At 45.0% G+C, this 26598-nt stretch carries 34 protein-coding genes and 2 pseudogenes; 23 read left to right on the plus strand and 13 right to left on the minus strand.

Translation table 11 applies throughout. The features are described 5' to 3' along the window. The 3 genes and pseudogenes from JZU62_RS09060 to JZU62_RS09070 form a co-directional block, all read right to left on the minus strand. Positions 1–265: pseudogene (locus tag JZU62_RS09060) on the minus strand (metal-dependent hydrolase); the annotation flags it as partial. Then, a complete protein-coding gene (locus JZU62_RS09065) occupies positions 262–624 on the minus strand; it encodes a type II toxin-antitoxin system PemK/MazF family toxin (RefSeq protein WP_295014033.1) in 363 nt (120 codons plus the stop codon). The gene JZU62_RS09065 and the pseudogene JZU62_RS09060, both read right to left, overlap by 4 nt. Continuing rightward, entirely contained in the window at positions 621–869 is a 249-nt protein-coding gene (locus JZU62_RS09070) for a hypothetical protein (RefSeq protein WP_295014035.1), read from the minus strand. The genes JZU62_RS09065 and JZU62_RS09070 overlap by 4 nt, the downstream gene beginning before the upstream one ends. A gap of 146 nt (positions 870–1015) precedes the next feature. On the opposite strand from JZU62_RS09070, the gene aroQ reads away from it, so the two are divergent. The 11 genes from aroQ to JZU62_RS09125 all read left to right on the plus strand — a co-directional run bounded on the left by aroQ (position 1016) and on the right by JZU62_RS09125 (position 10225). Beyond that, complete coding sequence (gene aroQ, locus JZU62_RS09075) at positions 1016–1501, plus strand: type II 3-dehydroquinate dehydratase (RefSeq protein ID WP_295014037.1); 486 nt, start codon at positions 1016–1018, stop codon at positions 1499–1501. 3 nt (positions 1502–1504) lie between these two features. Continuing rightward, on the plus strand, positions 1505–2029 hold the full coding sequence (folK, locus tag JZU62_RS09080; RefSeq protein WP_295014039.1) for a 2-amino-4-hydroxy-6-hydroxymethyldihydropteridine diphosphokinase: 525 nt from the start codon (positions 1505–1507) through the stop codon (positions 2027–2029). Continuing rightward, positions 2010–3278 (plus strand): flagellar biosynthesis protein FlhF, encoded by a 1269-nt coding sequence (flhF, locus tag JZU62_RS09085; RefSeq protein WP_295014041.1) that lies wholly within the window; start codon positions 2010–2012, stop codon positions 3276–3278. The genes folK and flhF overlap by 20 nt, the downstream gene beginning before the upstream one ends. Beyond that, positions 3275–4147: a P-loop NTPase gene (locus JZU62_RS09090; protein WP_295014043.1), complete on the plus strand. Its 873-nt coding sequence runs from the start codon at positions 3275–3277 to the stop codon at positions 4145–4147. The genes flhF and JZU62_RS09090 overlap by 4 nt, the downstream gene beginning before the upstream one ends. A 76-nt stretch (positions 4148–4223) precedes the next feature. Next, the gene (locus JZU62_RS09095) at positions 4224–4553 is read left to right on the plus strand and encodes a hypothetical protein (RefSeq protein WP_295014045.1); all 330 of its coding nucleotides are present in this window, start codon (positions 4224–4226) and stop codon (positions 4551–4553) included. Beyond that, positions 4550–5242: an RNA polymerase sigma factor FliA gene (locus tag JZU62_RS09100; protein WP_295014052.1), complete on the plus strand. Its 693-nt coding sequence runs from the start codon at positions 4550–4552 to the stop codon at positions 5240–5242. Before JZU62_RS09095 ends, JZU62_RS09100 begins: the two co-directional genes overlap by 4 nt. Further along, positions 5242–6336, plus strand: a complete 1095-nt coding sequence (gene fliM, locus JZU62_RS09105; RefSeq protein WP_295014054.1) for a flagellar motor switch protein FliM — start codon at positions 5242–5244, stop codon at positions 6334–6336. Before JZU62_RS09100 ends, fliM begins: the two co-directional genes overlap by 1 nt. Next, complete coding sequence (gene fliY / locus JZU62_RS09110; protein WP_295014056.1) at positions 6329–7189, plus strand: flagellar motor switch protein FliY; 861 nt, start codon at positions 6329–6331, stop codon at positions 7187–7189. Before fliM ends, fliY begins: the two co-directional genes overlap by 8 nt. Positions 7190–7191: 2 nt before the next feature. Beyond that, positions 7192–7980 carry a TIGR00730 family Rossman fold protein gene (locus JZU62_RS09115; protein WP_295014058.1) on the plus strand — a complete coding sequence of 263 codons (789 nt, stop codon included), beginning with the start codon at positions 7192–7194 and terminating at the stop codon, positions 7978–7980. Continuing rightward, positions 7980–8999 (plus strand): tRNA 2-thiouridine(34) synthase MnmA, encoded by a 1020-nt coding sequence (gene mnmA / locus JZU62_RS09120; protein WP_295014060.1) that lies wholly within the window; start codon positions 7980–7982, stop codon positions 8997–8999. The genes JZU62_RS09115 and mnmA overlap by 1 nt, the downstream gene beginning before the upstream one ends. Then, complete coding sequence (locus JZU62_RS09125) at positions 8996–10225, plus strand: MFS transporter (protein ID WP_295014062.1); 1230 nt, start codon at positions 8996–8998, stop codon at positions 10223–10225. The genes mnmA and JZU62_RS09125 overlap by 4 nt, the downstream gene beginning before the upstream one ends. On the opposite strand, the gene JZU62_RS09130 is transcribed toward JZU62_RS09125, so the two are convergent. The 5 genes and pseudogenes from JZU62_RS09130 to JZU62_RS09150 form a co-directional block, all read right to left on the minus strand. After that, positions 10206–10970, minus strand: coding sequence for a carbonic anhydrase (locus JZU62_RS09130; RefSeq protein ID WP_295014064.1), 765 nt, complete (start codon positions 10968–10970; stop codon positions 10206–10208). The genes JZU62_RS09125 and JZU62_RS09130 overlap by 20 nt on opposite strands. 42 nt (positions 10971–11012) lie before the next feature. Continuing rightward, a complete protein-coding gene (gene mtgA, locus JZU62_RS09135; protein WP_295014067.1) occupies positions 11013–11879 on the minus strand; it encodes a monofunctional biosynthetic peptidoglycan transglycosylase in 867 nt (288 codons plus the stop codon). Positions 11880–11881: 2 nt separating this feature from the next. Beyond that, on the minus strand, positions 11882–12499 hold the full coding sequence (locus JZU62_RS09140; RefSeq protein ID WP_295014069.1) for a TRIC cation channel family protein: 618 nt from the start codon (positions 12497–12499) through the stop codon (positions 11882–11884). Further along, positions 12492–13028: a gamma carbonic anhydrase family protein gene (locus JZU62_RS09145; protein WP_295014071.1), complete on the minus strand. Its 537-nt coding sequence runs from the start codon at positions 13026–13028 to the stop codon at positions 12492–12494. The genes JZU62_RS09140 and JZU62_RS09145 overlap by 8 nt, the downstream gene beginning before the upstream one ends. Positions 13029–13038: 10 nt before the next feature. Further along, positions 13039–15141: pseudogene (locus JZU62_RS09150) on the minus strand (RNA degradosome polyphosphate kinase); the annotation flags it as partial. Between the two features lie 66 nt (positions 15142–15207). Between JZU62_RS09150 and JZU62_RS09155 the strand changes: the two are divergent. The 12 genes from JZU62_RS09155 (at position 15208) to rplS (ending at position 23543) form a co-directional block, all read left to right on the plus strand. After that, complete coding sequence (locus tag JZU62_RS09155; RefSeq protein ID WP_295014073.1) at positions 15208–15801, plus strand: tetratricopeptide repeat protein; 594 nt, start codon at positions 15208–15210, stop codon at positions 15799–15801. Continuing rightward, entirely contained in the window at positions 15798–16538 is a 741-nt protein-coding gene (locus JZU62_RS09160) for an NYN domain-containing protein (protein ID WP_295014075.1), read from the plus strand. Before JZU62_RS09155 ends, JZU62_RS09160 begins: the two co-directional genes overlap by 4 nt. Continuing rightward, on the plus strand, positions 16535–17257 hold the full coding sequence (locus JZU62_RS09165; protein WP_295014077.1) for a Nif3-like dinuclear metal center hexameric protein: 723 nt from the start codon (positions 16535–16537) through the stop codon (positions 17255–17257). Before JZU62_RS09160 ends, JZU62_RS09165 begins: the two co-directional genes overlap by 4 nt. 39 nt (positions 17258–17296) lie before the next feature. After that, complete coding sequence (locus JZU62_RS09170) at positions 17297–18022, plus strand: C4-type zinc ribbon domain-containing protein (RefSeq protein WP_295014079.1); 726 nt, start codon at positions 17297–17299, stop codon at positions 18020–18022. Continuing rightward, positions 18015–19178: a lipid IV(A) 3-deoxy-D-manno-octulosonic acid transferase gene (gene waaA, locus JZU62_RS09175; protein WP_295014081.1), complete on the plus strand. Its 1164-nt coding sequence runs from the start codon at positions 18015–18017 to the stop codon at positions 19176–19178. The genes JZU62_RS09170 and waaA overlap by 8 nt, the downstream gene beginning before the upstream one ends. Before the next feature lies 1 nt (position 19179). After that, the gene (locus tag JZU62_RS09180) at positions 19180–19917 is read left to right on the plus strand and encodes an RluA family pseudouridine synthase (RefSeq protein WP_295014083.1); all 738 of its coding nucleotides are present in this window, start codon (positions 19180–19182) and stop codon (positions 19915–19917) included. An 82-nt stretch (positions 19918–19999) separates the two neighbouring features. Continuing rightward, positions 20000–21346: a signal recognition particle protein gene (gene ffh, locus JZU62_RS09185; RefSeq protein WP_295014085.1), complete on the plus strand. Its 1347-nt coding sequence runs from the start codon at positions 20000–20002 to the stop codon at positions 21344–21346. A gap of 145 nt (positions 21347–21491) precedes the next feature. Continuing rightward, positions 21492–21722: a 30S ribosomal protein S16 gene (gene rpsP, locus JZU62_RS09190; protein WP_013459360.1), complete on the plus strand. Its 231-nt coding sequence runs from the start codon at positions 21492–21494 to the stop codon at positions 21720–21722. Between the two features lie 2 nt (positions 21723–21724). Next, on the plus strand, positions 21725–21964 hold the full coding sequence (locus JZU62_RS09195; RefSeq protein ID WP_294894857.1) for a KH domain-containing protein: 240 nt from the start codon (positions 21725–21727) through the stop codon (positions 21962–21964). Next, positions 21945–22499, plus strand: a complete 555-nt coding sequence (rimM, locus tag JZU62_RS09200) for a ribosome maturation factor RimM (protein WP_295014087.1) — start codon at positions 21945–21947, stop codon at positions 22497–22499. The genes JZU62_RS09195 and rimM overlap by 20 nt, the downstream gene beginning before the upstream one ends. Continuing rightward, a complete protein-coding gene (gene trmD, locus JZU62_RS09205) occupies positions 22499–23194 on the plus strand; it encodes a tRNA (guanosine(37)-N1)-methyltransferase TrmD (protein WP_295014089.1) in 696 nt (231 codons plus the stop codon). Before rimM ends, trmD begins: the two co-directional genes overlap by 1 nt. Beyond that, a complete protein-coding gene (gene rplS / locus JZU62_RS09210) occupies positions 23184–23543 on the plus strand; it encodes a 50S ribosomal protein L19 (RefSeq protein ID WP_294894851.1) in 360 nt (119 codons plus the stop codon). The genes trmD and rplS overlap by 11 nt, the downstream gene beginning before the upstream one ends. A 37-nt stretch (positions 23544–23580) precedes the next feature. On the opposite strand, the gene JZU62_RS09215 is transcribed toward rplS, so the two are convergent. The 5 genes from JZU62_RS09215 to truB all read right to left on the minus strand — a co-directional run. After that, positions 23581–24351 (minus strand): CorA family divalent cation transporter, encoded by a 771-nt coding sequence (locus JZU62_RS09215; protein WP_295014091.1) that lies wholly within the window; start codon positions 24349–24351, stop codon positions 23581–23583. Between the two features lie 2 nt (positions 24352–24353). Further along, positions 24354–24806: an SsrA-binding protein SmpB gene (gene smpB / locus JZU62_RS09220; RefSeq protein WP_295014093.1), complete on the minus strand. Its 453-nt coding sequence runs from the start codon at positions 24804–24806 to the stop codon at positions 24354–24356. Beyond that, positions 24799–25575 carry a 4-(cytidine 5'-diphospho)-2-C-methyl-D-erythritol kinase gene (locus tag JZU62_RS09225; RefSeq protein ID WP_295014095.1) on the minus strand — a complete coding sequence of 259 codons (777 nt, stop codon included), beginning with the start codon at positions 25573–25575 and terminating at the stop codon, positions 24799–24801. Before JZU62_RS09225 ends, smpB begins: the two co-directional genes overlap by 8 nt. Continuing rightward, a complete protein-coding gene (gene csrA, locus JZU62_RS09230; RefSeq protein WP_295014097.1) occupies positions 25572–25802 on the minus strand; it encodes a carbon storage regulator CsrA in 231 nt (76 codons plus the stop codon). The genes JZU62_RS09225 and csrA overlap by 4 nt, the downstream gene beginning before the upstream one ends. Beyond that, on the minus strand, positions 25796–26598 hold an 803-nt coding region (gene truB / locus JZU62_RS09235), incomplete at its 5' end, for a tRNA pseudouridine(55) synthase TruB (RefSeq protein WP_295014099.1). The genes csrA and truB, both read right to left, overlap by 7 nt.

Consider the following 26598-nt stretch of genomic DNA (forward strand, 5'->3'; position numbering starts at 1 on the left):
GCGCGGCGATAACACTGGAGAGCCACGGCATAAATTCACCGTATTTTAGGGTGGAGCGGTTAGCGGAAAACTCCAAATGGACATGAGCATTGATAAGCCCCGGAACCAAAACGGAACCCTCACCTAATTCAATACATTGCTCACCGTAACGGGAACGTAAATCATAGTTTAATGCCACTTCGAGAATCGTTTTATCAAAGACGATACCGTGATCACGGAGGAGTACTCCGTCGGTAAAAATTCCGTCGGCTAATAGTATTTTCATAAGTTAATCCCCAAATGCCGTTTCAATTTCATCTCTACTTCTTCTATCTCTTTTTGAGTTAACACGGTACATTTTTTCGTTTCATCGATACGGCTCAAATCAAGGGTGCAGAGTTCATTGATGCAAATTTCGCTGTTTTGTTCGAGGGCATCGCGCTTTTTAATCATTACCCGTATATCGCCCCCTGAAAGTTGTGTCGTGAGGGGGATAACAGTGATTCCTTTGAAAGCGACGAGATTGATATTGCGGTTTGCGATGTCGTTTTGGATGATGAGAGCAGGGCGGATTTTACCGAACTCGCTGTTGTATTTTTTCCCGAAATTGACGAGATAAATCTCTCCGCGTCGAATAGTGCTCATGCCAAATCCTCGATAACCTCTTCGATCTCTAAAAACTCTTTGTAGGCATCAGAGTTTAACGCTTTTTGATTGCTCATCAGATAGAGTTCATCTTCGATTTGCTCTCTCACTTTTTTGTAAAGTGCGTAAGGAAGTAACACGCTTTTAGGTTCATGACGGCGACCGTCTTCGATCAGTGTAATGCCATCCGTTGCATTCAATAATGCGGGATGACGGAGAATATCGGTAGTTGTAACGGTAGTCATAACACACCTCTTATGTTTGATTGTAGTTATACAATTGTATCATATGTATTAGTAAATGTATCATGTTGTATTCTAACTCAATTTAGTTCCTTATAATATAGAACCACCTATAATCTATACTCTAAAACACCAATCAAGGTTTATCAATGAAAATAGTCGTTATCCAAGGGCCGAATCTCAATATGTTAGGAGTTCGGGAACAGCAAGTGTACGGACCGATGCGTTTGGAGCAAATCCATGCACAAATGAAAGATGTTGCAACCCAAAATGGGGTAGAGATCGAGTTTTATCAAAGCAATTTGGAGGGTGAGATCGTTGATCGTATCCAAGAGTGCTATGGCGATGCAGATGGGATCATCATCAACCCTGCGGCGTATACTCACACCTCTATCGCTATCCGTGACGCGATTAGTGCGGTGAGTCTTCCGACCATCGAAGTTCATATCAGCAACATCTACCGTCGTGAAGAGTTCCGTCAAAAAAGTATGACGGCTCCGGTGTGCACCTCTTCGGTGATCGGGTTTGGACCGTTTGGATACCATTTAGCGATGGTGGGGATGATGCAAATTTTGAGTGAAATCAATGCTATGCGTCAAGCGCAAGCCGCCCAACAAGGTACGGAAGAAGAGTAAACGATGCCGCTATGTCGTGTTTTGGAAGAGAAACATAGTATTTATGTCGATCACAATTTTCCAAAACACTCTCGAAAAGAAGAGGGCTATCGTTATCGTGTGATTTTGGGGGTTGGGGGAAACATCGGCGATACTCGTCGTCGGATGAACCATCTGTGGCACTATCTGGGGAGATTACCTCAGATTAGCAGAATTCGAAGCGGAGTAATTTTGCGAAATCCCCCTTTTGGGTATTTGGAGCAAAATGATTTTGATAATACCGTTATCGAAATCGCTACATCGCTTCAGCCAAGAGCATTTTTGCGTCTTTTGTGGCGTATAGAGAAACGTTTTGGGCGGTGTCGCAGTTTTGCGAATGCGCCGAGAACGTTAGACTTGGATATACTATTCTTTGAGAATCGATCAATTCGCACTGAAGAGTTGTCTATTCCCCATCCTCATTGGAATGAGCGTGTTGGGGTGATGATTCCGCTTGGAAGTTTGGCTCGCAAGAGCGTACGGAGACAATATGAAAATCTTGACATTTAGCGGTGCCACCCCTGCCGAAGCGCTTAAAAAAGCGCAGTTGGAAGTAGGCGAAGAGGCAATGTTGATCGAAACACGCGAAGTACAGAAAAAATCACTTGGTAAAAGTGCGTTGTACGAGATTGTGGTGGGGGTTGAAGAGAACGCGATCCCTGTCCCTAAAGCTAAACCGAGAAACGAAGAGCCGTTTATGAAACAGCGCCCGCTGGCTCAAAAAAGCAGTGATGTTTTGTACAACATCTCCGAAGCGGCAAAACAAATCTCTAAAATCGCCGAAGTGACCGAAGAGGATCGCCCCTCTCGTCAAGCACAGGTGCGTGAGAGTGAAGACCTCAAGCGGATCAAAGAGGAGATCGAAAAACTAGGGGACAAAGTCAAGCTGATCCAAAATATGTTTTGGTCGGAAAAATCCCCTAAAACGACCGCCGCTATCCCCCCTGAATTTGCCGAGATTTACCGTCTTACTCAAGAGAGCGGAATGGATCAGGGACATCTGGATGAGATCATGCATCTCACTCTGGAGCATATGCCCTCCAAAATGAGAGAGAGTTCGGAGACCGTTAAGCGCTATTTTCAAGTCTTGATGCGAAAAATGATTCCGGTTCGCCTCGAAACTCCGCCGAAACTGGGGAGTAAAAAAGTGATTATGTTGGTCGGTCCTACGGGGGTTGGGAAGACAACCTCTATCGCCAAATTGGCGGCACGTTTCTCGTATCTGTTAGAGAAAAAATACAAAGTGGGATTAGTGGTGCTCGATACCTACCGTATCGGTGCGGTGGAGCAATTGATGCAATACGCTCGGATGATGAAGCTGGGGATCGAGACGGTCGTCGATCCGCCGGAATTTTCGAGTGCCCTGAATGCGCTCCGCTACTCCGATTATATTCTGATCGATACGATGGGCTCATCTCCTTATGACAAAGGGAAAATCGAAAAGATTTACGAGTGTTTGCGAGAAAATAATACGGAGTATACCGTCGATGTTGTGTTGGTTATGCCCAGTTCGATCAAATACGAGGATCTTAAAGCGACGTATGATAATTTTGCCCCGTTGGGGATCGATACGATGATGTTTACCAAACTCGATGAGACCAGAGGATTCGGAAATATTTTCTCGCTCGTCTATGAGACCAAAGTACCGATCAGCTATTTTTCGGTAGGGCAGGAAGTTCCTGAAGATTTGGTTGCCGCTACCAGTGATTTTCTTGTGGAATGTCTGATGAATGGATTTAACAGAGGTGAGAGTGTATGAATCACCAAGCTTCCAAACTCGAAGCCCTTGTTAACCAAAACCGCAATACAAAGGCGAAAAAAACCCGTTTTATCGCTATCACGAGCGGTAAGGGTGGAGTTGGAAAGAGTACGATCAGCTCCAACATGGCTTTTGTCATGGCAAAATATGGGCTAAAAGTTGGGATTTTCGATGCCGATATCGGATTGGCGAATCTCGATGTTATGTTCAACGTCAAAATCAAGAAAAATATTTTGCATGTCCTCAAAGGGGAAGCGACGGTTGAGGAGATTTTGGTTCCGATCTGTGAAAACCTTGTCCTTATCCCCGGCGAGAGTGGTGAAGAGATTTTAAAATACGCTTCAGGGGGACTGTTCGAGCGGTTTATGGATCAAGCGAACGTATTGGAAGATTTGGATGTGATGATCATCGATACGGGTGCGGGGATCGGAGAGCATATACAACTCTTTTTACGTGCCTGTGATGATGTGATCGTTGTGACAGTTCCCGATCCTGCGGCGATTACCGATGCGTATGCGACGATCAAAGTGACCGCACGGCTGCGTGATGAGATCAATGTTATCATGAATCAAGTCCGCTCTGCCAAAGAGGCTGAATTGCTGTTTGAAAAAATTCATAAAGTGGCAGCCGCCAATATCGGCGGATCGTTACAGTTGAGTTACTTGGGGCAGATTTCGAGTGATCCGAAAATATCTACCTGTGTCAAAAAAAGGGCGCTTTTTTCACGGGATTTTCCTACAGCTACTCCGACAAATGAATTAGAACTGATTGTTAAGCGTATCGCAAAAAAACTGGAACGAAACGTGCTCGTAGATCCCAAAGAGAGCGGTTTGGGCGGGCTTTTTAAACGTTTAATGGAACATTTTTAATCCAAGATGCCCATCTTACGGTATGTATGCTGAGCGCTTTTTTCGGGGTAGAGTGTTAAAACAAGGATAAAAATATATGCGGGGTTCGAATTTTGTCTCATTTCTAACCGTACAGGGTTTTTTTATCGGTATAGTTTTTGGGATATTACAATCGGATTCGGCGGAGAGCTTTTTGGGATACGTTGTCCTCATCAGCCTCTTTTTTTACCTGTTTGCCCACTTGTGTGTTGGCTTTTTCTTCCAGTCATTGGGGGTTAAAGCACAAACATTCCCGAAAAAAGCACATGAGCACAATCTCGATTTCTTTGTACGTGAAATCAATAAGCGTGAGCAGTTTATCGACGCTTTTTACACGCATAAATCAGAGTTACTAGATGATAACCATCAAGGACGGGGGCAAGGATGAGCGGTACCAATGCTTACACGCAAGAGCTGAAACATCGTGAGGATCAATTAGCGATCCAGTTTCTCCCTGCCGTGAAAGCGATGTCATTTCGTCTCAAAGAGCGACTCCCCAGTTCCATCGATTATATGGATTTGTGCGCTATCGGAACCGAAGAACTCGTGAAATTAGCCCGTCGCTACGATGAGAGCCAAAACGATTCATTTTGGGGTTATGCGAAAACGCGTGTGTATGGGGCGATGCTCGATTATCTCCGTTCGCTCGATATGGTTAGCCGCTCCAGTCGTCGGCTGATCAAAGAGATTGATCACGCGATTGAAGTCTATATGGCAGATCATGATGATGAACCCAGTGACAGCCAGCTCGCCGAGATTTTGGGGATTGAACAGGAAAAAGTACGTGAAGCACGGGTTGCTTCGGATATTTATACCGTGTTACCGTTGGACGATCAGTTGGGTACTCCCGAAGAGAGCGGGATGTTGGAGCGGTTGGAACACGAAGATTTGATCGAAGCGATTCAAGACGTTCTGATGACGTTCGAAGAGCGTGAACAGATTATTATTCAGCTCTATTATTTCGAAGAGTTGACACTTAAAGAGATCAGCGAGATCGTGAATATCACGGAGTCGAGGATTTCACAAATTCACAAATCGGTCATCAGGCGGATTAAAGAAGCGGTAGGAGGGCAGTAATGGCAGATATATTATCACAAGAAGAGATTGATGCCCTTTTAGACGTCGTTGATGATGAGGGTGATGGGCTTTTAGAGTCCAATGACGATCCCCTTTTCCCACAGCGTCAAATCACCCTTTATGATTTTAAACGTCCTAACCGTGTCTCTAAAGAGCAGCTTCGTGCATTCAGAGGGATTCATGACAAGATGGCGCGCTCCATTGCATCCCAGATTTCAGCAATTATGCGCTCCATTGTCGAGATTCAGCTCCATTCCGTTGATCAGATGACCTATGGAGAGTTTCTGATGTCTCTCCCTAACCCGACCAGTTTTAACGTCTTTTCGATGAAGCCTCTGGAAGGGAACGGTGTTTTAGAGATCAACCCCTCTATTGCCTTTCCGATGCTGGATCGAATCTTGGGCGGAAAGGGTGAGCCTTTTGAAGCCAATCGAGAGTTTTCCGATATTGAACTCTCCCTTTTTGAGACGATTTTACGGGTTATGATGGGGACATTACGCGAAGCATGGGGACCGGTCACCGACCTCTATCCGCAGATAGAATCGAAAGAATCAAGCCCTAACGTTGTTCAAATTGTTGCCCAAAATGAGATCGTCGTAATGGTCGTTATGGAGATTATCATCGGACACAGTTCGGGGATGATGAATATTTGTTATCCTGTAATCGCGTTGGAGCCGGTATTGCCGAAGTTGGCGAGTCGTGATTTGATGTTGAACGAGACCAGTTCGAAAAAAAGCCGTAATCAAGAGCTTCAAGTTCTCCTAGGGGGAGCGCATGTCAATGTTGAAGTAAACCTTGGGGAAGCAGAGTTGAGCCTTCATGAGCTTTTAGACTTAGGGGTGGGAGATATAATTCGGCTCAATATCCCTGCTGATGATGTGGTCAATGTCAGTGTCGATGGAAAAGCACGCTTTATCGGTCAGATGGGATTACGTCGATTTAGAAAATCGATTCAGATTACATCATTGATCGATACCGAAAAAGATGCCGTTAAACGAGCTCTTAAAGAGTTTGAAATGAAACGTAAAGCACGTATTAGTGGAGTTAAAGAGATGATACGTGGACCAGTAGATGAGGAGGACGATGATGAGTGATTTTCCCGGAGTATTTGCGAGTGAAGCAATTGCAACCATAGAGGGGCTGACAGGGCAAGCCCCTACAATCACCCTAAAAGAGTCTGAAGATATCTCTATTATCTCCAATGTGATTCCTCCTATTGCGCAGATTCATATTAGTTTCAGCGGCGCGGCATCAGGGCGCGGTATCGTCATGATGCCTCCTCAACTTGCCACGGCATTGGGTGATATGATGCTCGGTGGTGAGGGTGAAGCTCAAGATACGATGTCGGACGAAGATATGGATGCGACCAAAGAGATTGTTTCCAATATCGTAGGGGCAATGAGCACCACATTATCATCCCAAAAAGAGCTTCCGAAGTTTACGATTAAACCTGAACGTGCCGAATTTATTCCAGAGAGCGGTGAGGTTAATCTTGATGCGTATACCAAGATGTTCGTTTTTACTTTTTCACTGGGATCGATTAACTCACTGATGATGTTGGCGATTGATGAAACCATCAATAATGCTTTGAGTGGAGAGCAGGCTCCCGCACACAAAACAACTTCAAACGGCAGTATTTTTGATCCACCCTCTGAGCCTGCCATGAAACTCGATGAGGGTGAAATGAAAAATATCGGCTTGATTATGAATGTCAAGCTTCCGGTGCGTGTTCGAATCGGAAAGAAAAAGATGCTTCTCAAAGATGTTCTAAGCATGGATATCGGTTCGGTTATTGAGCTAAATCAGCTTGCCAATGATCCTCTCGATATCTTGGTCGATGATCATGTTATCGCACAGGGTGAAGTGGTTATTGTCGATGGAAACTTCGGGGTTCAGATAACCTCCATCGGAACCAAGCGTGATCGCCTGAATAAACTCAAAGGGTAGCCATGCCTCCGCATCACAAAAAGAAAGCAAAAGAATATCCTAGCAGTCGCTATGTCAAAGACATTAAATCGGCTGATGTTTGGAGCGTTTTTAAAATTATTGCCGACTTCGTTCAAGGGTTTGATGAACTTGGAGATTTAGGACCGTCGGTAACGATTTTCGGCAGCGCCCGCCTTGATGAAAATCATCCCTATTACCAAGAAGCGATGAAGCTCTCCGCCATGCTTGCTGAGAGGGGCTATAACATTATTACCGGCGGTGGACCGGGTGTAATGGAAGCGGCTAATCGTGGTGCTTATGATTTTGAAGAGGTGGAGTCTATCGGACTTAATATCGAACTCCCCTCTGAACAGCAACCTAATCCGTATATTACCAAAGGGCGTAGTTTTGACTACTTTTTTTCCCGAAAAGTAATGCTCGTCAAATACTCGATGGCGTATGTCATTTTTCCGGGGGGATTCGGAACCCTTGATGAGATGTTCGAAGCGTTGACCCTGATCCAAACCCGAAAAGTATGGGGTGTTCGGCTGTTCGTTGTCGGAACCGAGTTTTATGCACCGCTCATACAGTTTATCCGAGAAAAGATGCTTCGTGAGGGGATGATTGACGAAGCGGATGTGAAATTGATTATCCTCACCGATGATCTAGGAGAGGTTGTCAAAGAGATTGAAAAATCACTTATCGCCCAAATCGTCACGATGAAAAAAGAGGGGTTGGATGATACCAAATATTATCAAGTTCTCTCCTCTTATATGGCGGACAAAGATAAGATTGAAGAGAGCGGTATTTGATGGCAAAACGAGTTCTGATCGGGATGAGTGGCGGGGTCGATTCGACCGTTTCGACACTCCTTTTAAAAGAGCAGGGGTATGAGGTAGAGGGAGTTTATATGAAACTCCACTCCAAACCCGGCTACCATGAGATCCATCAAGCACGAGCACAGAGAGCGGCGGACTTTGCAGGGGTGAAACTCCATATCCTCGATCTTCAAGAGGAGTTTAACGCAAAAGTGTTTACTCCTTTTATCGAAACCTACCGTGAGGGGAAAACCCCAAATCCGTGTGCACTGTGTAACCGTAATATCAAATTCGGAGCAATGGTTGCATATGCAGATACTATTGGTGCCGAGTATGTCGCAACGGGGCACTACATTCGTCATGATGGGCAATATCTTCTCCAAGCGCATGACGACACGAAAGATCAGAGCTATTTTCTTTTTTACATCGACCCTAAATTGGTTCCAAGACTGTTGTTTCCGTTGGGCGAGCGTCATAAAAGTGATATAAAAGCCTTTGCGGCAAGTATTGAGGGGCTGGAATCGTTTGCGTCGCAAAGTGAATCAACTGAGATTTGTTTTGTCGAAACGACCTATATGGATGTTCTAAAACCCTATGTCCCCGTCGATCAAGAGGGGGATGTTCTTGATATGAGCGGCAAGGTCGTCGGCAAACACAAAGGGTATATGCACTACACCATCGGCAAGCGTAAAGGGTTCACCGTCAACGGAGCTCATGACCCCCATTTCGTGGTCGAGATCAAGCCTGACACCAACCAGATCGTTGTAGGGACACGTGAAGATTTAGAGTGCAATCGTGTGGAGTTGGAGCGAGTCAATATGTTTGATAGCGCCCGCGAGTTTGAGTGTGATGTGAAACTCCGCTATCGCACTACGGCGGTACGATGTTCGGTCAAAATCGAGGATGATCATGCGGTGGTTGAATTACATGAACCGGTACTCGGTGTTGCATCGGGGCAGGCTGGGGTCTTTTATGATGGAGAAAAACTACTCGGTGGCGGGTGGATTGTTTGATCCACTCTAAAAAGAAAATCATCGCCGCAGGAATTATCGGCAATGTTATCGAGTATTACGATTTTGCCCTCATCGGCTTTTTAGCGGTGATGATGGGGCATCTATTTTTTCCCTCTAGCGATCCCTTTCTCTCATTATTAGGCTCTTTTGGTGCATTTGCCGCAGGGATGATTATGCGTCCCGTCGGGGCATTGGTCTTCGGTCATATCGGTGACCGTATCGGGCGACGCTTTGCGTTGATGACTTCCCTTGCCCTGATGGCGCTTCCCACATTTTTGATCGGTTTTTTGCCTACGTATGCTCAGGTTGGAATATTAGCTCCGATCCTCCTCGTATCACTTCGGATGATTCAGGGTCTCTCCGTCGGCGGTGAGTATGCCAGTTCCATTGTCTATCTCGTTGAGCAATCTTCCCCTAACCGCCAAAACCTTTACGGCTCGTTTGTCTCAGTCGGTGCGAAAATCGGTATGGCTTTGGGTTCAGGACTATGCGGTGCGTTGCTATGGTATCTGGGTGAAGATGCGATGGGTGATTGGGGATGGAGAATCCCGTTTTGGGCGAGTATCGTTATTGCGGCGGCAGGACTTTATTTGCGCCGTAATCTCACCGACGAGTATCAGCCCAGTGAAGATAAAACCGTCCCTATCGTGGCGATTTTACGCCATCATCGTCGTGAGTTCTGGCAGTTTTTAATCGTCGCCTCATCAATTTGGATTTTTTATTACACCGTGTTTGTCTATCTTCCGATCTGGTTGGAGGGCAGTGCTCATCTATCCAAAGCTGAAGCATCACAGATCAATACCCTCTCGATAGTCATTGGGGTGATATTTATCCCACTCATGGCGATGCTCGCCGATCGAATCGGCTCATTTCGTGTCATGCGCGGAGCGGCATTAGGTTTAGCGGTTGGTATTTATCCTCTGATGGTTGGGATGAGTATCGGAGGGTATTGGGTTGCATTAGGGGGTACGTTGCTCTTGGTGATAGCTTTATGCGCTTTTCAAGCCCCTATTTTCGCCTCGACAGTCATGGCTTTGAAATATCACGGCTATCGCGCATCGTTTACGGCAGTGATTTTAGGAAGTGCGGCAGGGATTGTCGGGGGATTAACCCCCATGCTTATGACATCGCTCGAAAAACTGAGCGGTGATCCGTACGCTCCCGCATCTCTCATCGCGGCAACATCACTGCTCGGATGGATTGTTCTTAGACGTGCACAGGTTTAAAAAGTGATTTCATCAACGGAAATTGCATGATTTTTTCAGGATTGGTTTCACCGTTAAGGTTAACAACTTTGAGCCGCCCGTAGCCGTTGTTAAAATCGTTTGCTAAATCATAAACCACTCCGACAATAGTGAGTTTTCCACTCTCTACATCCCCTTTAAACTCTTTTTGAGCGTAGTATACTTGTTGATGAACGTTACTGATAACCGCCGCAAGCCATTTTGCCTCTTCACTGCCACTCAGTGACGTTTTACGTACCGCAAGGGAGAGAGAATCGAGTTCATTGATGATGTGTGGTCCCTCTTCGGAATAATCTCCTAATGCGGCTTTGATTGCACCGCAACGTGAGTGACCAACGATGATCAAGAGGGGAGTGTTGAGATGGCGTACGCCGTATTCGACACTTCCCATGTTAGAGCTGAACTGGTTTCCAATATTGCGGATCATAAATAGATCGTTTTCAGCTGTGGCATCCAATGCATCGCTTTGAAAACGGGAATCCGAACATCCGATGACGGTTGCACGAGGGTGTTGGTTTTTTTTGAGTTTTTCAAAAAAAGCAGAACCTTGATGATTGACGTAATAATCGTTTTGAGAGATCACCTCTCCAAACATTTTGTTTGCCATCTCTTGTAACTCTGCCGTGTTTGGGGTAGGGTGAGCTGAGGCACCATGCGCATCAGAATTGGCTAATACTAATGAACTCGAAGTAAGGGCAAAAAATTTGAGAAACGTACGCTTGTTCATGGAACAATCCTTCTGAAGTTTATCAAATAGTGTACCATAAAATCAAAAAGTCAGCGAACTGTTTTTATCATTGTTTTCTCCACTATTTTCGGAAGGATCCTTCTCAATAATTGCGGATTCTTCGGGCACGGACTCACCGAAAAGGTCACTGATACTTCCGTTAGTTTCGGTATTCACATTTTCCTCTTGTTTTGTGAGAATCATCACCTCTTTAAAGTCAGGGATAACAACACCTCTGCGTTTGAGAACTTTATAGATGATTCGGGAACGGTTTTGGACGTATTTTTGATCCCCTGTTGGGTTGTATTTGATCGGATTAGGCAATACGGCTGCCAAACGTGCCGCTTCACGCCCTGTAAGGTTTTTGGCACTTTTATGATAATAATGGCGAGCTGCCGCTTCGATTCCGAAAATCCCATCTCCCCATTCGGCGACATTGAGGTAAATTTCTAAAATACGGCGTTTAGAGAGAGTTTTTTCGATACGCCATGTGATGATTGCTTCTTTTACTTTTCGTACCGGATTTTTACTGGGAGAGAGGTATAGATTTTTGGAGAGCTGTTGGCTGATCGTACTTCCCCCTGCTACTTTCCCTTTTTTGAGTGTTTTCTCGAGTGCTTGTTCCATCCCCTTGACATCAAAACCGTCATGGTTCCAAAACTTATCATCTTCCCCGATCAAAACCGCTTTGATGACATTAGGGGAGATTTGTGACATCGGAACCCATTTTTGGGTAAGCTCCATCTGGCGATTTTGTTCTGCCCACTCCTCTTGTCTATACTCCATAAAGGCAGTAGGTACAGGATTCATCTCTTTTAGATCAGAAACATTCGGGTAGATGAAATAACGCCCAATATCGATGATACCGCCGAGGATTAAGAGTACAAATAGAAGTTTGAGTTTAGACATTATTATTCCATATTGAGTTTAGGCAGATGCCATTGTTTGGTAACAGCTAAAAGGCGTAAAAAGATCGCGAACGCTGCAACGCCTGCGACACCCCATGTATTGACCATATCCATTTGCGCTAATAGCAAAAGCAACACAGAGACGATGATGGCGATGGAGCCGTAGAAATCACTGATGAGAACAGAGGGGACTTGGTTGATCATAGTATCGCGCAATACTCCTCCTCCGACTGCAGTGAGGAAGCTGAGGATCATCACCCCGAAAAAATTAAACTCCACTTCAATGGCGAGAAGTGCCCCCGTGATGCTAAACGCGACCAAACCGATCGTATCGGAAATGATAAAGAGCCATTGTCGCTCCAACTGCTCTTTGCGATAAAGGCGAAAAGCAAACGCAAGGAAAATGGTAGTGATCACGGTGATAGCAGGGTAGTATTCATTAAACGCAAACGGGATACGTCCCAAGATGACATCCCGCACGACCCCACCGCCCAATGCGGTGAGGGAGGCGGAGATGATAAGACCGAGAAGGTCGAGATTGTTCCTTACCCCGACTAAAAATCCGCTCAGAGCAAAGGCGATGATTCCAAGAATATCGGCAGCAACGACGAGATCAAACATTGGGAGCGCGGTAGTTTTCTTTGAAACTCACGTAACGTGCTGCGGATGCATAAAGTTCTGCAACCTCTTCATCCGTTAGTTCACGGACTACTTTTGCAGGGCTTCCCATGATGAGAGAACGTGGAGGGAATACTTTATTTTTGGTCACTAATGCCCCCGCTCCAACGATCGATTCTTTCCCGATTACTGCCCCATCGAGGATAGTTGCAGACATCCCGATTAAACAGGCATCTTCGATGGTGCAGCCATGGAGCATTACACGATGCCCTACTGTAACGTCATTTCCTATAATAGTGGGGTGACCGTCAGACATATCGTCACGCTTGTGATGGGTGACATGAACCATACTCAAATCTTGAATATTGCTTCGATCTCCGATGGAGATATAATGGACGTCACCGCGTACGACACATCCAAACCAGATACTTACATCTTCTCCCATCGATACTCTTCCGATCACATCGGCAGAGTCAGCGATCCAAACGCGCTCTTTCATTTCAGGGGCATAATTCAAATAATTTCCGATCATATATCTATCCTTAACTCTCTTTAAAAAGGCGTGTCGTTAGTTGCTGCACGTAGTTTGGCGTTTGCTTTTTGACTGAATTATACACTTTGTTGGTATGGGTTTCAACGATACTGTGGCTATCGATGAGGTTTTGGCCATCATGACTCACCTTTAGATAGGTTCCATCACTTTGAAGCTCATGCGCTAGGACATTATCAGAAGTTTGCAATTGCAATATCTGAAGCAGTTTATTGGATGCTTCTTCACCTGAGATTGGCGTCAAAAGTTCGATACGGCGAAGAAGATTTCGCGGCATCCAATCGGCACTAGAGATATACGTCTGCGGCGTCGAATGTTTAAAATAAAAAATTCGAGCATGTTCGAGGTATTTTCCGATGATGGAGATAACACGTATATTATCACTCATCCCTTTTACACCCGGGCGTAGACAACAGACTCCACGAATGATGAGCTCGATTTTTACCCCCGCTTGAGAGGCTTTATAGAGGGCACGGATGATATCTTCATCGACGAGAGCATTCATTTTAGCGATGATGACCCCCTCGCTACCCATGCGGGTTTCGTTGTGAATGAGGGAGAGAATTTTAGGTTTAATCTGCGTCGGTGCCATGTAGAGTTCGTTGAGTTTCCCTTTTTTACTGAATCCGGTGAGGAAGTGAAAAAATCGGGTCATATCGTAGGTGATGGCATCGTTGCTCGTCATATAGCTGATGTCGGTATAGACGGTTGCCGTGGAAGGGTTATAGTTCCCTGTTCCTAGATGGGCGTATTGTTTGAGTTTTCCGTCCACTCGGCGGGTGATGAGTGCCGCTTTTGCGTGTACTTTAAAACCGGTGATACCGTAGATTACGTGGGCACCTGCACTCTCTAACGCTTTAGCCCACTGAAGATTGTTCTCTTCATCAAAACGGGCGCGCAGTTCCACCATAACCGTTACCTGCTTGCCCGATTCGGCAGCGGCGATGAGTGATTGGACGATGACCGATTTGGAACCTGAACGGTACAGTGTCATTCGGATAGAGACAACATCCGGATCCTTAGCGGCGATTTGGATGAGACGCACCACCGGCTCAAAACTCTCAAACGGATGATACAAAACAAGATCTTGTTTATCCAAAATGGTGTAGAGATTCTCATCTGAATCGAGTGGCGGGAGGTTTCTAGGTTTGAAACTTGGGCTAGTGAGATGAGCAAAATCTTTATTTCCCACTACTTGCCAGAGGGCGCCGAGATTGAGATAGGTTTGGAAGCGGTAGATGTCATCTTTGAAAACATTCGCATGACGGTTGAAAAAGTTGAGGAGGTCATCGTCGGCATGATTGCTCAATTCCAAACGGACGATCTCCCCTTTTTTACGAAGTTTCAGCCCCTCTTCGAGGATCTCCATAAAATCATCCGCCTCTTCCTCTTCGATGGCGATATCGGCATTTCGGGTGATACGGAATGCTGAGAATTTGATCAGCTCATAGCCGGGGAACAAATCTTGGATATGTTCGGAGACGATGCTTCCGATAGGGATATAGATACGGTTATCGATATCGACAAAGCGAGGCAATACACGCGGTATACGGATAATCCCGTAACGCTCGACACTTGTATCATCTTTGTCACGAAGTTTGACAATTTGCCCGAAGCTGAGGTTGTTCAGGTGGGGAAACGGATGAGTTGCATCAACGGCAATTGGGACGATAACCGGATAGATGTTCTCTTTGAAATATTTATCCAATATTTGCTGTTGTTGAGGCGTTGTCTCTTTGTACGATTTAAAAAAGATCCCCTCGTGCTCTAATTTTTCCATAATGCCGAGGAGACACCCCTCGACTTCTTGTTGCTCTTTGTGCAGATAAGTACGGATTTCACGCAACTGATGGAGAGGGGTGAAACGATCCGCCCCTGAGACATTGACCCCAGCGCTGAAGAGTTTTTTGAGCCCTGCGATACGGATCATGTAAAATTCATCGAGATTGGTTCCGTAAATTGCCAAAAACTTGAGCCGCTCAAAGAGGGGGAGTGATTCTTCTTGCGCTTGTCTGAGTACGCGGGTGTTAAATTGGAGCCATGAAAGCTCTCGATTGATATAAAGTGCTGGATCTTTGTAATTGTTAGGCATAGTTTCTACCGATTTTGGTTTTAAGTTAACGTGATTATATTATACTTATCGTTACAAAAAAGGAACACTATGTCAATATTTCAAATTTTAATGCTTGGGGCGACACTTTTTTTCGCATATCAGATCTATCGGCACATACAAACATTAGAGGATGCTCCTCCTAAAAAAACCGGATCCGATTCATCAACGTCGACTGCTTCTACTTTTCCTAGCGCACAAACTTTAGTGGATCAAGCCGATAGTGCGTATGAACGAGGAGAGATCGAAAATGCGAGAACGGCTCTCGAAGAGGCTTCAAACCTAGAACCCCGTAATCCAGAAATTATTAATAAACTGGCTTTCGTCACTGCAAAGAGCGGTGATCGTCTAAAAGGGATCGAATTGTATGAACGTTCGTTAGAGATCGATGAGAACGATGATTTAACCCACAACGCTATTGCGTCACTCTATCGATTAGAGATGGCGTATGAACGTGCACAGGATCATTATCGCAAAGCGATTGAGATTGATGATTACGCGCAGACGTTTTATAACTACGGAAATTTGTTGGTCGATATGGGTGAAATCGAGGAAGCACGCAGTATGTACAAACGTGCATTAGAACTTCAAAGCGACTTCCCGCAAGCACGCGAAGCGCTTCTCACATTAGGAGCTAAAGAATGATTGATGATCAAGCCAGACTTGCCGTCTTGATTGACGCGGACAACTCTCAACCCTCTATCATCGCGGGACTGATGGATGAGATCGCCTCTCACGGCATCGCCAGTGTCAAACGGATTTACGGCGATTGGACCGATACCAAACTCAAGGGATGGAAAAATGCTCTGCTGGAACACGGTCTCCATCCGATGCAACAGTTTGCCTATACGACGGGAAAAAATGCAACCGACAGCGCGATGATTATCGATGCGATGGACTTGCTCTATACGAAAAACTTTGACGGTTTTTGTATCGTTTCCAGTGACAGCGACTTTACTCGACTTGCGAGCCGTATCCGCGAATCTGGGATCAAAGTGTACGGTTTCGGGGAACAAAAAACACCCAAAGCCTTTATCGGCGTATGTGACAAATTTATCTACACCGAAAATCTTCGACGTTCGGCAAATCATAAAGAGCCGATGGGAGAAAAAATCAAACCCGACAATAAAGCTCTTTTTGCTCTCGTGCGTAACGCGGTTGAAGATACGACCAACGAAGCAGGGTGGTCGTATCTGGGTTCCATCGGTCAAAATTTGATTAACAAATCGCCCGAATTTGACCCACGCAGTTATGGGTACAAAAAGCTTCTTGATCTGATCGAGGGGTTGGGGGAATTTGAGTTTAAATTCTCTGACCCTCTCTCAGGCTCACAAGCGGTACACGTCCGTCTCAAACGGCACAAAAGGAGTTATGAGAAATGACGGTAAAAGAGATTTATACCTACCTCGATGAGCTCTCCCCGTTTGTGATGCAAGAGGGGTGGGACAATTCAGGACTGCTTCTCGGCGATTTTGCCCAAAAGATCACCCATGTGGTGCTCAGTATCGACATCGATGAAGAGTTGATTGAGACTATCCCCGAAAATGCGTTGCTGATTACCCACCATCCGGTTATTTTCGGCGGACTCAAACAGCTCCAATTCAACCAGTACCCTGCCAAAATATTGGCTCCGATGATCCGAAAAAACATCAGTAATATCGCCATGCACACCAATTTCGACCAAACGCATCTTAACGACTACGTTGCCACAAATGTTTTGGGATACCGCATTATCGCCAAAGAGGGGTTTGTCGCCTATCTGGGGGTGGATGAAAATTATGATACCTTTGCGGAAAAAATCAAAGGTGCTTTTGGACTCCCTCATACCCGAGGGGTAAAATGTCATGAACATATCCGAACCTGTGCATTGGTAACGGGTTCAGGAGCATCATTAATGCGAAATATTGAAGCGGATTGCTTTTTGACGGGTGACATCAAATATCACGATGCGATGGAGGCATCCGCTCTTGGATTATCGATGATTGACATCGGACACTATGAAAGCGAGCGCTATTTTGGCGAGGTTTTAGGGGGGTATTTGGAAAAATTAGGATTGAGTGTTATAATTTCACCATCTAAGAACCCCTTCACCTATCTTTGAGCTAAAATTAGGTAATCGTGTAACTCCAAAAGGAACCGTATGAACAAACACCTTGAACAATTAATCGAGCTCTCTCATGTTGACAAAGAGATCGATGCGTTTGAACCGCAAATCGAAGAAGCAAACCTTCAGTATGATGCTCTTTTAGCGACTAAAAACAGTATTGTAAACGAGATCAATACTCTTCAACAAGAGATTAAAGACGAGCAAATCAAAAAGCACAAAAATGAGCTTCATTTAGCTGAGCTCTCTGCAAAACTCGAAGAAAACAGCCGCAAAAGCCGTGAAGTTAAAACGGAACGTGAAATGAAATCACTTCAACTCGAAGAAGAGATTGCAAAAGAGCAAGTGAGTTTTGCAAATGAAGAGATTGAACGTTTGGAAAAATTGATCGATCACAAACAAAGCAAAATCAATGAGCTTGAAGCAAAAGCGACCGAAATCGAGGGGAGTATCTCTACGGTAAAAGCCGATGTAGATGTTAAACTTGCACGTATCGATGAAGAGCGTAAAGAAGTTTTTGCTCGAAAAGAGACATTGGTCGGTGCGATGAACCAAAAAGGGTTATCGTTCTACCAAAAAATCCGTCGTTGGGCAAAAAATACAACCGCCGTTGCTGTACGCAACCAAGCGTGCATGGGTTGTTATATGGCAATCAGTGACAAAGTGTACTCTGACGTTATCAAAGGTGAAGAGATCACAATGTGTCCTCACTGCGGACGTATCTTATTCCTTGAACCGTCTTCTGACGCTATCGGTGCGTAACGTAGCCTTCGACCTTTTTTATACTCTGGTCGCGACGTTATTTTACGTCGTTGCCCTTCCTCTTTTAATCCTTTTTTCATTTAAAAAGAAATATCGCGATTCGATTCCATCCCGTTTTTTTGGAATTAAAAATCCCCCGTTCCAACCGCATGACATTTGGTTTCATGTGTGTTCACTCGGAGAGGCAAAAGCGATTGCCCCGATATTGGAGAAATTAAGAGACAAACGTATCGCTATCAGTGTGATAACCCACACGGGATATGAAGCGGCATCCAAATACGCCGCTCAGGTACGCTATCTCCCTTATGAGATGTGGTTATGGTTTTGGATTGAACGTCCTAAAACGGTAGTGGTACTCGAAGCGGAGTTTTGGTATCTGTTGTTTCGTTTAGCGCGAACCAGAGGTGGACGGGTTATTGCCCTAAACGCCCGCATCAGTGATCGTAGCTTTGGGAAGTATTACCGTATGCGGTGGTTCTATCGGATTTTATTGTCACAATGTGATCGTATTTTTTGCCAAAGCAGTGAAGATATGGCTCGCTTTATCGCTTTGGGTGCTCGTAATGTCGAAGTAGTCGGGAATATCAAACTTGCTCAAAAAATTGAGGCAAGTAAGAAATATTCTAAACCTGAGGGGACGATCATCGTCGCGGCAAGCACCCATGAGGGGGAAGAAGAGGGGATCTTACGAGGCTTTATCGCTTACCGTGAGCATAACCCTTCTGCGCGGTTATTGGTCGTTCCGCGTCATCCCGAGCGGTTTGCGAAAGTAGCGGAACTGATTTCTAAAACGGCTCCGACGATGAGTCTGTCACGTTGGAGCAAGTCACAAGCATTGCAGAGTGATATTGTTCTCGTTGATGCGATGGGGGAGCTAAACAACCTCTACGCCATCAGTGATATAGCGATTTTAGGGGGTGCATTCGCACCCATCGGGGGGCACAACCCGCTCGAACCCGCGACATTCGGATGTAAGATTATCAGCGGTGAGGAGATGTTTTTACAGCGTGAGCTGTTCAAATACGTCTCACATGTACAGTTTACATCATTGGAGGGTATTGAAGAAGCATTGAAAAATGCTGAATCCATGCCCCCTTCGCAGATCAACGGAAGTGTTGATCTGCAAAAAGTATTAAATTATTTAACGGAGAAATAAAATGGAAAAACCAAAAGCGTATAAGCTCCTAGCGGAGCAAGAGGGAATATCCAACTCTGAGGCCAAATCACTGATTGATCGTGGTTTGGTTTATGTTGGGAATAACAAAGTGATGATCGCACGGGGTGAAATCAGTGCTAAAACAGTGTTCATCGTCCAAAAAGTGGAAAAAGCACGTCCGATATTTGAGAATGATGATTTGATCGTTATCGATAAACCGGCTTTCGTCAACTCGGATGAGATTGAGCGACAGTTCAAAGGCTCACAGCTTTTGCATCGTCTGGATCGTGAGACGAGCGGTGTTTTGATGCTTGTTAAAAATGAAGAGTTTCGCCTCAAAGCGATCCAAGAGTTTAAAAAAGACAATGTTTATAAAGAGTACGTTGCATGGGTAGAAGGGTTGATTAGCGAGCCTTTTGTTATCGATCAGCCGCTTATTACGGAGAAAAAAGGGAACAAAGCCTACACCAAAGTTGCTAAAAACGGTAAACCTGCTATAACTGAAGTGACTCCGCTCGAAGTGTCGGGTAAAAAGACGAAAGTTCAGCTCGTTATCCATCACGGACGAACGCACCAAATCCGTGCACACATGAAATACGCTCAACATCCGATTATCGGGGACGAGAGTTACGGCGGACGTCAGTCGAAGCGCGTAATGCTTCACGCGAAAAAAGTGACGTTATTGGGGCGAACATTTGAAGCACCTGAACCGAAAGTGTTTGGGCATTTCGGAAGTTAAATACTCTAATTGTAATTGAAGAAAAAATTAAGTATAATTCGAAACTTTTTATACCCTGTAACCAAAGCATTTAGGAGCTAAAGTGTTCGATACACTAACCGAATCATTTACATCAGCCATACGCAAAATTCGTTTTCACGACGATGAAAAGGCGTTAACCAAGGCACTCGGCGAGCTTAAAAAAGCGTTGCTCAAAGCCGATGTAAATCATAAAGTCGTCAAAGACCTTATCGATTCGGTTGAGCTCCAAACCAAACAAAGCGGTATCGGGAAAGACCAATTCCTCGATGCGCTTCGTAAATCGTTATATGCCCTTTTGGATGTCAAAGGCAAATCAGGATTTGTCTATGCTCCGGTAGCACCGACCGTTATTTTGATGACGGGTCTACAAGGTTCGGGTAAAACAACGACAACGGGTAAACTGGCAAACTGGCTTAAAACACGTCAGAAAAAGCGTGTGTTGGTCGTAGCGGCAGACTTACAGCGTCTTGCGGCGGTTGAGCAACTTCGTCAAGTGTGTGCTTCTATCGAAGTGGAACTTTACGCAGATGATACAAGCAAAAATCCGGTTGAAGTGGTCAAAGCGGCACTTGAGCACGCGAAAAAAGCACTGGTTGATGTCGTATTGATCGACACCGCCGGACGTTTGGCGATTGACGATGAGTTGATGGGTGAATTGGCGGAAGTCAAAGCCGTTGCCAATCCTCATGAAATCTTTTACGTTGCTGACTCTCTATCGGGTCAAGACGCGGTTCGTACCGCAGGTACCTTTAACGAGAAAATCGGTATTGATGGGGTCATCCTCACCAAATACGACGGTGATTCAAAAGGGGGCGTTGCTTTAGGTATCGCTTCTCAGATCCAAGTACCGCTTCGCTTTATCGGAGCAGGTGAGAAGATGGAAGATCTCGAAATTTTCCTCCCTGATCGTATCGTCAATCGCCTTATGGGTCTTGGAGATATCGAAGGTCTTGCTGAGCGAACCGCATCGGTTATCGATGAAAAACGGGCGAAAATTCTTACCAAAAAGATCAAAAAAGGGGAGTTTAACTTTAACGACTTCCTAGAGCAGATGGAGAGCCTCAAAAAAATGGGGAGCATGAAATCCATTATGGGGATGATCCCCGGAATGGGCGGCATGGCGTCTGCACTCAAAGATTTTGATTTGGAAAACTCTAGCCAGCTCAAACAGATCAAAGCGTTGGTTTCATCGATGACGGTGAAAGAGCGCGAAGACCCTGAGTTATTGAACAATAGCCGCAAGGCTCGTTTGGCAAAAGGGTGCGGTTTGGATATTATCGAAGTGAACCGTATTTTGAAGCAGTTTAAAAATGCCTCTAAAATGGCAAAACGATTCTCCGGTAAATCAGGGATGAAGGACCTACAGAGTATGATGGGTCAAATGCAAGGTGCGCGATTACCGCGTTAACTTTGCCAATATCAAATGCTAAGTACTGCACTCAATTGAGTTTAGTACTTAGCATTTGAAGAAGCTTAGAGGTTTTTCTTTTACTTTTGTGGGTAAAACACTCTTCTAAACTTCTTGGTGCAAAACAACATTTAAAGGACACACAATGGCAACAGTCATCCGTTTAACCCGTATGGGTCGCAAAAAACAACCTTTCTACCGTATCGCGGTAACCGATAGTCGCAAACGTCGCGACGGCGGTTGGATCGAATTGATCGGGTATTACAACCCAATGACAGACCCTATCACTACCAAAGTAGATGAAGAGCGTCTTAACTACTGGTTGAGCGTTGGTGCTCAAATGTCAGACCGCGTTAAAAAAATTACCGGTAAATAATGATGGTTGCGGACTTCGTCGCAGGTTTTGCTAAGTTAATAGCGTCTTATCCCGAAGAGATTCGGGTAGAATCGAATGAAGGCGACGAAGTGACCGAAATCGTTTTGTACGCTAATCAAGCGGATGTGGGCAAGCTTATCGGAAAAGAGGGTAAAATGATCGGCGCGATCAAAACCGTCATTTCCGGTTGTAAAGCTAAAGACGGAAAAAGTTACCGAATCAATGTCGAACCGCTTTCGTAACTCACCCCCGCAAGATCTTCTTCATGTCGCCACGTTAGGTCGCACTGTCGGCTTAAAAGGGGATATGAAACTCAACCTCTCCACCGATTTCCCTGAACAATTTAGTGCTAATGCCTCTTTTATTTTGGAAAACGGTAAAGAGATAACTCTCGTCTCCTATAACCCTGATCGTGAATTGGTTCATCTAAAGGGGATCGATTCTCCTGAAGCGGCTAAAGCACTCACCAATGCTAAACTTTTTACCACTTTCGAAGCGACGCGTGAGCGATGCAATCTAGGTGAGGGGGAGTTTTTCTGGTTTGATTTGCTCGGATCATGTGTTATGGAGGGGGAGTTACTTTTGGGTAAAGTTCAAGAGATCGAACGTATCGGTCCATTGGATTATCTACTCGTGGCAACCGATAGTGCGTTGGTTTCCAAAGAGCTTCCTACTACCTTTTTAATCCCTTATATTGATCGTTTTGTTTTAAACGCCGATGCAAAGGGTAAAATAATCACCGTAGAGGGCGGATTGGATCTGTTAGAGGCATCCTAATGCGCTTTACATATGTAACGATTTTTGCTAATCTGATCGAAGGATATTTTCAAGACTCTATTCTCAAACGGGGGATCGAGTCGGGTAAATTTTCGGTTGATTATCTCAACCCAAGAGATTTCAGTACCTCAAAACATCATAAAGTAGATGATACTGCCGCAGGCGGCGGAGCGGGGATGCTAATGACTCCTCAGCCGTTGTTTGATGCGCTTCGCTCACTTCCTGAAGATGTGCATATTATTTTTGTGGCACCGGTAGGGAAACAATTTACCCAAAACGATGCCAAGCGTCTCGCAACAAAATCCCATGTGGTTTTTGTGAGCGGACGGTATGAGGGGATCGATGAGCGGGTGGTTGAACGCTTTGGTGATGAAGTGTTCAGCATCGGCGATTACGTCCTCACCGGAGGGGAACTTCCCTCTTTGGTGATGACCGATGCAATCGTTCGAAACATCGAAGGTGTTTTGGGAAATAGCGAATCATTGGAATACGAGAGTTTCGAATCACCACTATTAGAAGCACCTTCATTCGGAAAACCCCCTGTTTATGAGAATATGAGTGTTCCATCAGAATACTTAAAGGGAAATCACAGTAAAATTCGTGCACTAAAATCGTCTCTGTCTGAATGCAAAACAAAATACTTCAGACCTGAGCAGCTTCAAAAGCATAAAATAAGGACATCTTATGAAAAATAAGTACATTGCAAGTTTCGAGCAAGCACAAATCGCTAACAAAAACGTTCCTGAGTTCCGCGCGGGTGATACACTTCGTCTTGCTGTAACCATTACAGAGGGCGAAAAATCACGTGTTCAAAATTATGAAGGTATCTGTATCTCTATCCGTGGAGAAGGTACTGGTCGTACTATTACTGTACGTAAAATCGGTGCAAACGGTATCGGTATCGAGCGTGTATTTCCAATCTACAGCGATAGCTTAGAGAAAATCGAAGTTCTTCGCCGTGGTCGTGTACGTCGTGCGAAATTGTTCTACCTTCGTGACCTTGCTGGTAAAGCTGCACGTATTAAAGAAATTCGTCGCAAATAATCCCCCTTGTCGCTCATCAGAGCGACAACCCTTCTTTCTACTCTTTTTTAATTTTCCATAATACACCCATCGTAAGTGCTACTGCAAAAACAATCATCGAAATAAACGCATCAAACGTCCCCATGGTATGTTGAAACGGTAGTCCCCCTGTATTCATTCCGAAAAATCCTACTACAAGATTAAGCGGCAAAAAGATGACCGATATAATGGTCAGGATATAGATACTCCGATTCATCCGGTCGTTTGAGCGGAGGGTGTAATAATGATAGAGATTGTCGAGCTGATCGTTTGCCGCGACATTAGAGCGTAGCGTACGTTCCAGATGCTCATGGAGGTCATTAAACTCATTGAGAGGAAAGTGTTCTGAAGCTTTTGATTTAAGTATGAAAAGTTTTAGGATATCAACCGCTTTAAGGATGACCCGCTCTGAACGGGCGAGCTCCTTTTTGAGCCCATGCCAATGATCCATAAACGGCGAGGTAAACTTTTTATAGAGACTCTCTTCGAGTGATATAACTTTCTCCTGAACAATTTCGATGTCGCGCATCAAGGTATCGATTTTATCGTCCAGAAAATGGTATAAATCACTCAAATCATTGGAAAGCAAAGTGAAATCACCTTGTTTTTTATCGTAATAATAGATCCCCTCATTCGATAGAATGAAGCCGTAAGAGTGTATTTTTGATTTCTTTGACATTTGTTCAGGGAGGCGAAGGACTAAAATTCGGTAGTCAAGGTACTCTTCGTAAGTAGACGGGTGGAGAGGATTTTGGAGATCTTTGAGATGCAGATCGTGAAGTTTTACCATATTTATTCCCCTTTAAGTGCCCGTTCCATATCACGTTTGAGACTTTTCTCTTTTAAATCATCCCGTTTATCGTAAAGCTTTTTACCTTTAACGATGGCGACTTGCATTTTGGCAAGGTTTTTGTCATTGAAATAGATACTCAGAGGAACGAGGGTGAATCCCTCTTTCTCGACCGCTTTGAACATCTTATCAATCTGTTTTTTATGCAGTAACAGTTTACGGCTTCCGCGCTCTTCGTGTGAATAAAAATGATGCGTTGTATCGAGCACCCCGATATGGACGCCAAAGACGAACGCTTCACCTCGAACGATTTTAATAAATCCGTCTTTGAGGTTGACTCGTGCCGCACGGAGCGCTTTCACTTCGCTCCCCTTTAGGACGAGTCCCGCTTCGAATTTTTCTTCGATGTAGTAGTCAAAAAAAGCTTTTTTGTTGGTGGCGATGTTTTCACCCATGGGTATCTTCCTTGATTCTAAAAAAACTGCTTCCGCTTCCTGAGAAAAACCAACCCGTTTTTTCTTTTAGAGTTGGATAACATCCCAATGCGGCACTGTAGAGATCATTAGCTTCTTTAGAATTTACAGAGGCTAATATCTCTTTTGAGGAAGTGGCTTCCAGCCTAGCGGATTCTTCTTCAGTAATGGGGGCGTAATGGTGTTCTCGGTAGTAGCGGTAGACGGCTGGGGTACTGATTTGAAGTTCGGGAGTAGTGACTTCAAAGTTAAGGAGCGGCTCATTAAATGGCTTAACAATCTCACCGATACCGCTGACATTGGCACTCTCATACCCGTAAATGAAAAAGGGGACATCCGCTCCGACGGATGAACCTATCTCTGCAAGCTCTTCAACGTTGAGCCCTAAATCCAACGTTTCGTTGCACATCTTTAAAAAGGTTGCCGCATCGGAGCTTCCCCCGCCGAGACCTGCGAATGAGGGGATATTTTTTTCGACGCACACCGCATTGTTTTCAAAAAAGGATGAAAGATTATCAGAATGGGTAGCGGATTGGAGATGTTTATAGGCTTTATAGATGGTGTTGGAACTCACTTCGCAATCAAAATTTCCCCGAATCTCAAACTCAGGGGTTGATTTAGGCTCAAACCAGAGGGTATCAAACAGAGTATTGACCCGCATGAATCGGGAGCTTAGGGTATGGTATTCTCCCCGTGTTCCCGTAATTTTGAGAAAAATATTAACTTTGGCGTAAGCTCGGTGTCGGATCATAATCGTAATTTTTGGGCGAGTTGCTGGAGGAGGGAGGTATCATGATCTTGCGATGCTTCTTGGTTTGAGTCTTTGACGGCACGAACCAATTCGCTTCGGAGCACGCGAATATTATGAGGGGCATCGATTCCCAATTTCACTACCCCTTTTTCGATGGAAACCACTTTAACGGTGATTGTATCGGCGATAATGATCGATTCTTCGGGTCTGCGGGAGAGAATCAGCATGCTTCAACCTTGTTCAAAATATAACGGACACCCTCATGAGTAATCTCGAAGATGGTAATGGTGTCACCGTTGTCGATCCAGTAGGTGCCATAATCGCTAAGATCAAAATCTTCAGCATTTAGCGGCTGTCCTAAAAGGATCGTTTGCAATGCGCCATTATAGCGGTTTTTGGTGATTGAGAGAGAGGTTTTAATGTCGAGTTCTTTTTCATCCTCATATATAAACTGCCCCTCATTCAGTCGCTCTAGCGCAGTTAATGCCCCATCATATCCCAGATTATTAGCGATCATTTCCCCTAAAGAGCGGATGTAGGTTCCCTCAGAGACGGTTGCTTCGAAGGTGATGAACGGATGGCAGTAGTGTATAAGGCTAAGGTCATAAATAGTTGTCGTGATTTCTCGTAAATCGACCTCTATCCCCTCGCGTGCGAATTCGTATGCTCTTCGACCATCGATTCGCTTTGCACTGTATTTGGGTGGTAGATAAGTAAGCTCTCCCGTGAGAGAGTGAAAGATAGTCTCAATCTGCTCAACACTCACCGGTTGGGTCTCGCTGATGGTTTCGATCTTCTCAATGTCGAGTGTCGGAGAATAGGCTCCCAGCCACAAGGTTGCACGGTAGCGTTTAGGGGTTTTGTTTAAAAAGCGAAACAGACGTCCGTGATTGCCGAATGCGATAATGAGCACCCCTTTGGCAAATGGGTCGAGTGTCCCCGAATAGCCCGCCTTTTTTACCTTGTAGCGCCGTTTGAGCTGCCCTAATAGTTGGTTAGAGCTGATACCGGAGGGTTTGTAAG

This window comes from Sulfuricurvum sp., from assembly GCF_019163035.1.
In the GTDB taxonomy this organism is placed as follows: domain Bacteria; phylum Campylobacterota; class Campylobacteria; order Campylobacterales; family Sulfurimonadaceae; genus Sulfuricurvum.

Excerpts from the sequence above, each read along its gene's own strand:
- JZU62_RS09065 (WP_295014033.1), bottom strand. The coding sequence starts at position 624 with ATGAGCACTATTCGACGCGGAGAGATTTATCTCGTCAATTTCGGGAAA.
- JZU62_RS09070 (WP_295014035.1), bottom strand. The coding sequence starts at position 869 with ATGACTACCGTTACAACTACCGATATTCTCCGTCATCCCGCATTATTG.
- aroQ (WP_295014037.1), top strand. The coding sequence starts at position 1,016 with ATGAAAATAGTCGTTATCCAAGGGCCGAATCTCAATATGTTAGGAGTT.
- folK (WP_295014039.1), top strand. The coding sequence starts at position 1,505 with ATGCCGCTATGTCGTGTTTTGGAAGAGAAACATAGTATTTATGTCGAT.
- flhF (WP_295014041.1), top strand. The coding sequence starts at position 2,010 with ATGAAAATCTTGACATTTAGCGGTGCCACCCCTGCCGAAGCGCTTAAA.
- JZU62_RS09090 (WP_295014043.1), top strand. The coding sequence starts at position 3,275 with ATGAATCACCAAGCTTCCAAACTCGAAGCCCTTGTTAACCAAAACCGC.
- JZU62_RS09095 (WP_295014045.1), top strand. The coding sequence starts at position 4,224 with ATGCGGGGTTCGAATTTTGTCTCATTTCTAACCGTACAGGGTTTTTTT.
- JZU62_RS09100 (WP_295014052.1), top strand. The coding sequence starts at position 4,550 with ATGAGCGGTACCAATGCTTACACGCAAGAGCTGAAACATCGTGAGGAT.
- fliM (WP_295014054.1), top strand. The coding sequence starts at position 5,242 with ATGGCAGATATATTATCACAAGAAGAGATTGATGCCCTTTTAGACGTC.
- fliY (WP_295014056.1), top strand. The coding sequence starts at position 6,329 with ATGAGTGATTTTCCCGGAGTATTTGCGAGTGAAGCAATTGCAACCATA.
- JZU62_RS09115 (WP_295014058.1), top strand. The coding sequence starts at position 7,192 with ATGCCTCCGCATCACAAAAAGAAAGCAAAAGAATATCCTAGCAGTCGC.
- mnmA (WP_295014060.1), top strand. The coding sequence starts at position 7,980 with ATGGCAAAACGAGTTCTGATCGGGATGAGTGGCGGGGTCGATTCGACC.
- JZU62_RS09130 (WP_295014064.1), bottom strand. The coding sequence starts at position 10,970 with ATGAACAAGCGTACGTTTCTCAAATTTTTTGCCCTTACTTCGAGTTCA.
- mtgA (WP_295014067.1), bottom strand. The coding sequence starts at position 11,879 with ATGTCTAAACTCAAACTTCTATTTGTACTCTTAATCCTCGGCGGTATC.
- JZU62_RS09140 (WP_295014069.1), bottom strand. The coding sequence starts at position 12,499 with ATGTTTGATCTCGTCGTTGCTGCCGATATTCTTGGAATCATCGCCTTT.
- JZU62_RS09145 (WP_295014071.1), bottom strand. The coding sequence starts at position 13,028 with ATGATCGGAAATTATTTGAATTATGCCCCTGAAATGAAAGAGCGCGTT.
- JZU62_RS09155 (WP_295014073.1), top strand. The coding sequence starts at position 15,208 with ATGTCAATATTTCAAATTTTAATGCTTGGGGCGACACTTTTTTTCGCA.
- JZU62_RS09160 (WP_295014075.1), top strand. The coding sequence starts at position 15,798 with ATGATTGATGATCAAGCCAGACTTGCCGTCTTGATTGACGCGGACAAC.
- JZU62_RS09165 (WP_295014077.1), top strand. The coding sequence starts at position 16,535 with ATGACGGTAAAAGAGATTTATACCTACCTCGATGAGCTCTCCCCGTTT.
- JZU62_RS09170 (WP_295014079.1), top strand. The coding sequence starts at position 17,297 with ATGAACAAACACCTTGAACAATTAATCGAGCTCTCTCATGTTGACAAA.
- JZU62_RS09180 (WP_295014083.1), top strand. The coding sequence starts at position 19,180 with ATGGAAAAACCAAAAGCGTATAAGCTCCTAGCGGAGCAAGAGGGAATA.
- rpsP (WP_013459360.1), top strand. The coding sequence starts at position 21,492 with ATGGCAACAGTCATCCGTTTAACCCGTATGGGTCGCAAAAAACAACCT.
- JZU62_RS09195 (WP_294894857.1), top strand. The coding sequence starts at position 21,725 with ATGGTTGCGGACTTCGTCGCAGGTTTTGCTAAGTTAATAGCGTCTTAT.
- rimM (WP_295014087.1), top strand. The coding sequence starts at position 21,945 with ATGTCGAACCGCTTTCGTAACTCACCCCCGCAAGATCTTCTTCATGTC.
- trmD (WP_295014089.1), top strand. The coding sequence starts at position 22,499 with ATGCGCTTTACATATGTAACGATTTTTGCTAATCTGATCGAAGGATAT.
- rplS (WP_294894851.1), top strand. The coding sequence starts at position 23,184 with ATGAAAAATAAGTACATTGCAAGTTTCGAGCAAGCACAAATCGCTAAC.
- JZU62_RS09215 (WP_295014091.1), bottom strand. The coding sequence starts at position 24,351 with ATGGTAAAACTTCACGATCTGCATCTCAAAGATCTCCAAAATCCTCTC.
- smpB (WP_295014093.1), bottom strand. The coding sequence starts at position 24,806 with ATGGGTGAAAACATCGCCACCAACAAAAAAGCTTTTTTTGACTACTAC.
- JZU62_RS09225 (WP_295014095.1), bottom strand. The coding sequence starts at position 25,575 with ATGATCCGACACCGAGCTTACGCCAAAGTTAATATTTTTCTCAAAATT.
- csrA (WP_295014097.1), bottom strand. The coding sequence starts at position 25,802 with ATGCTGATTCTCTCCCGCAGACCCGAAGAATCGATCATTATCGCCGAT.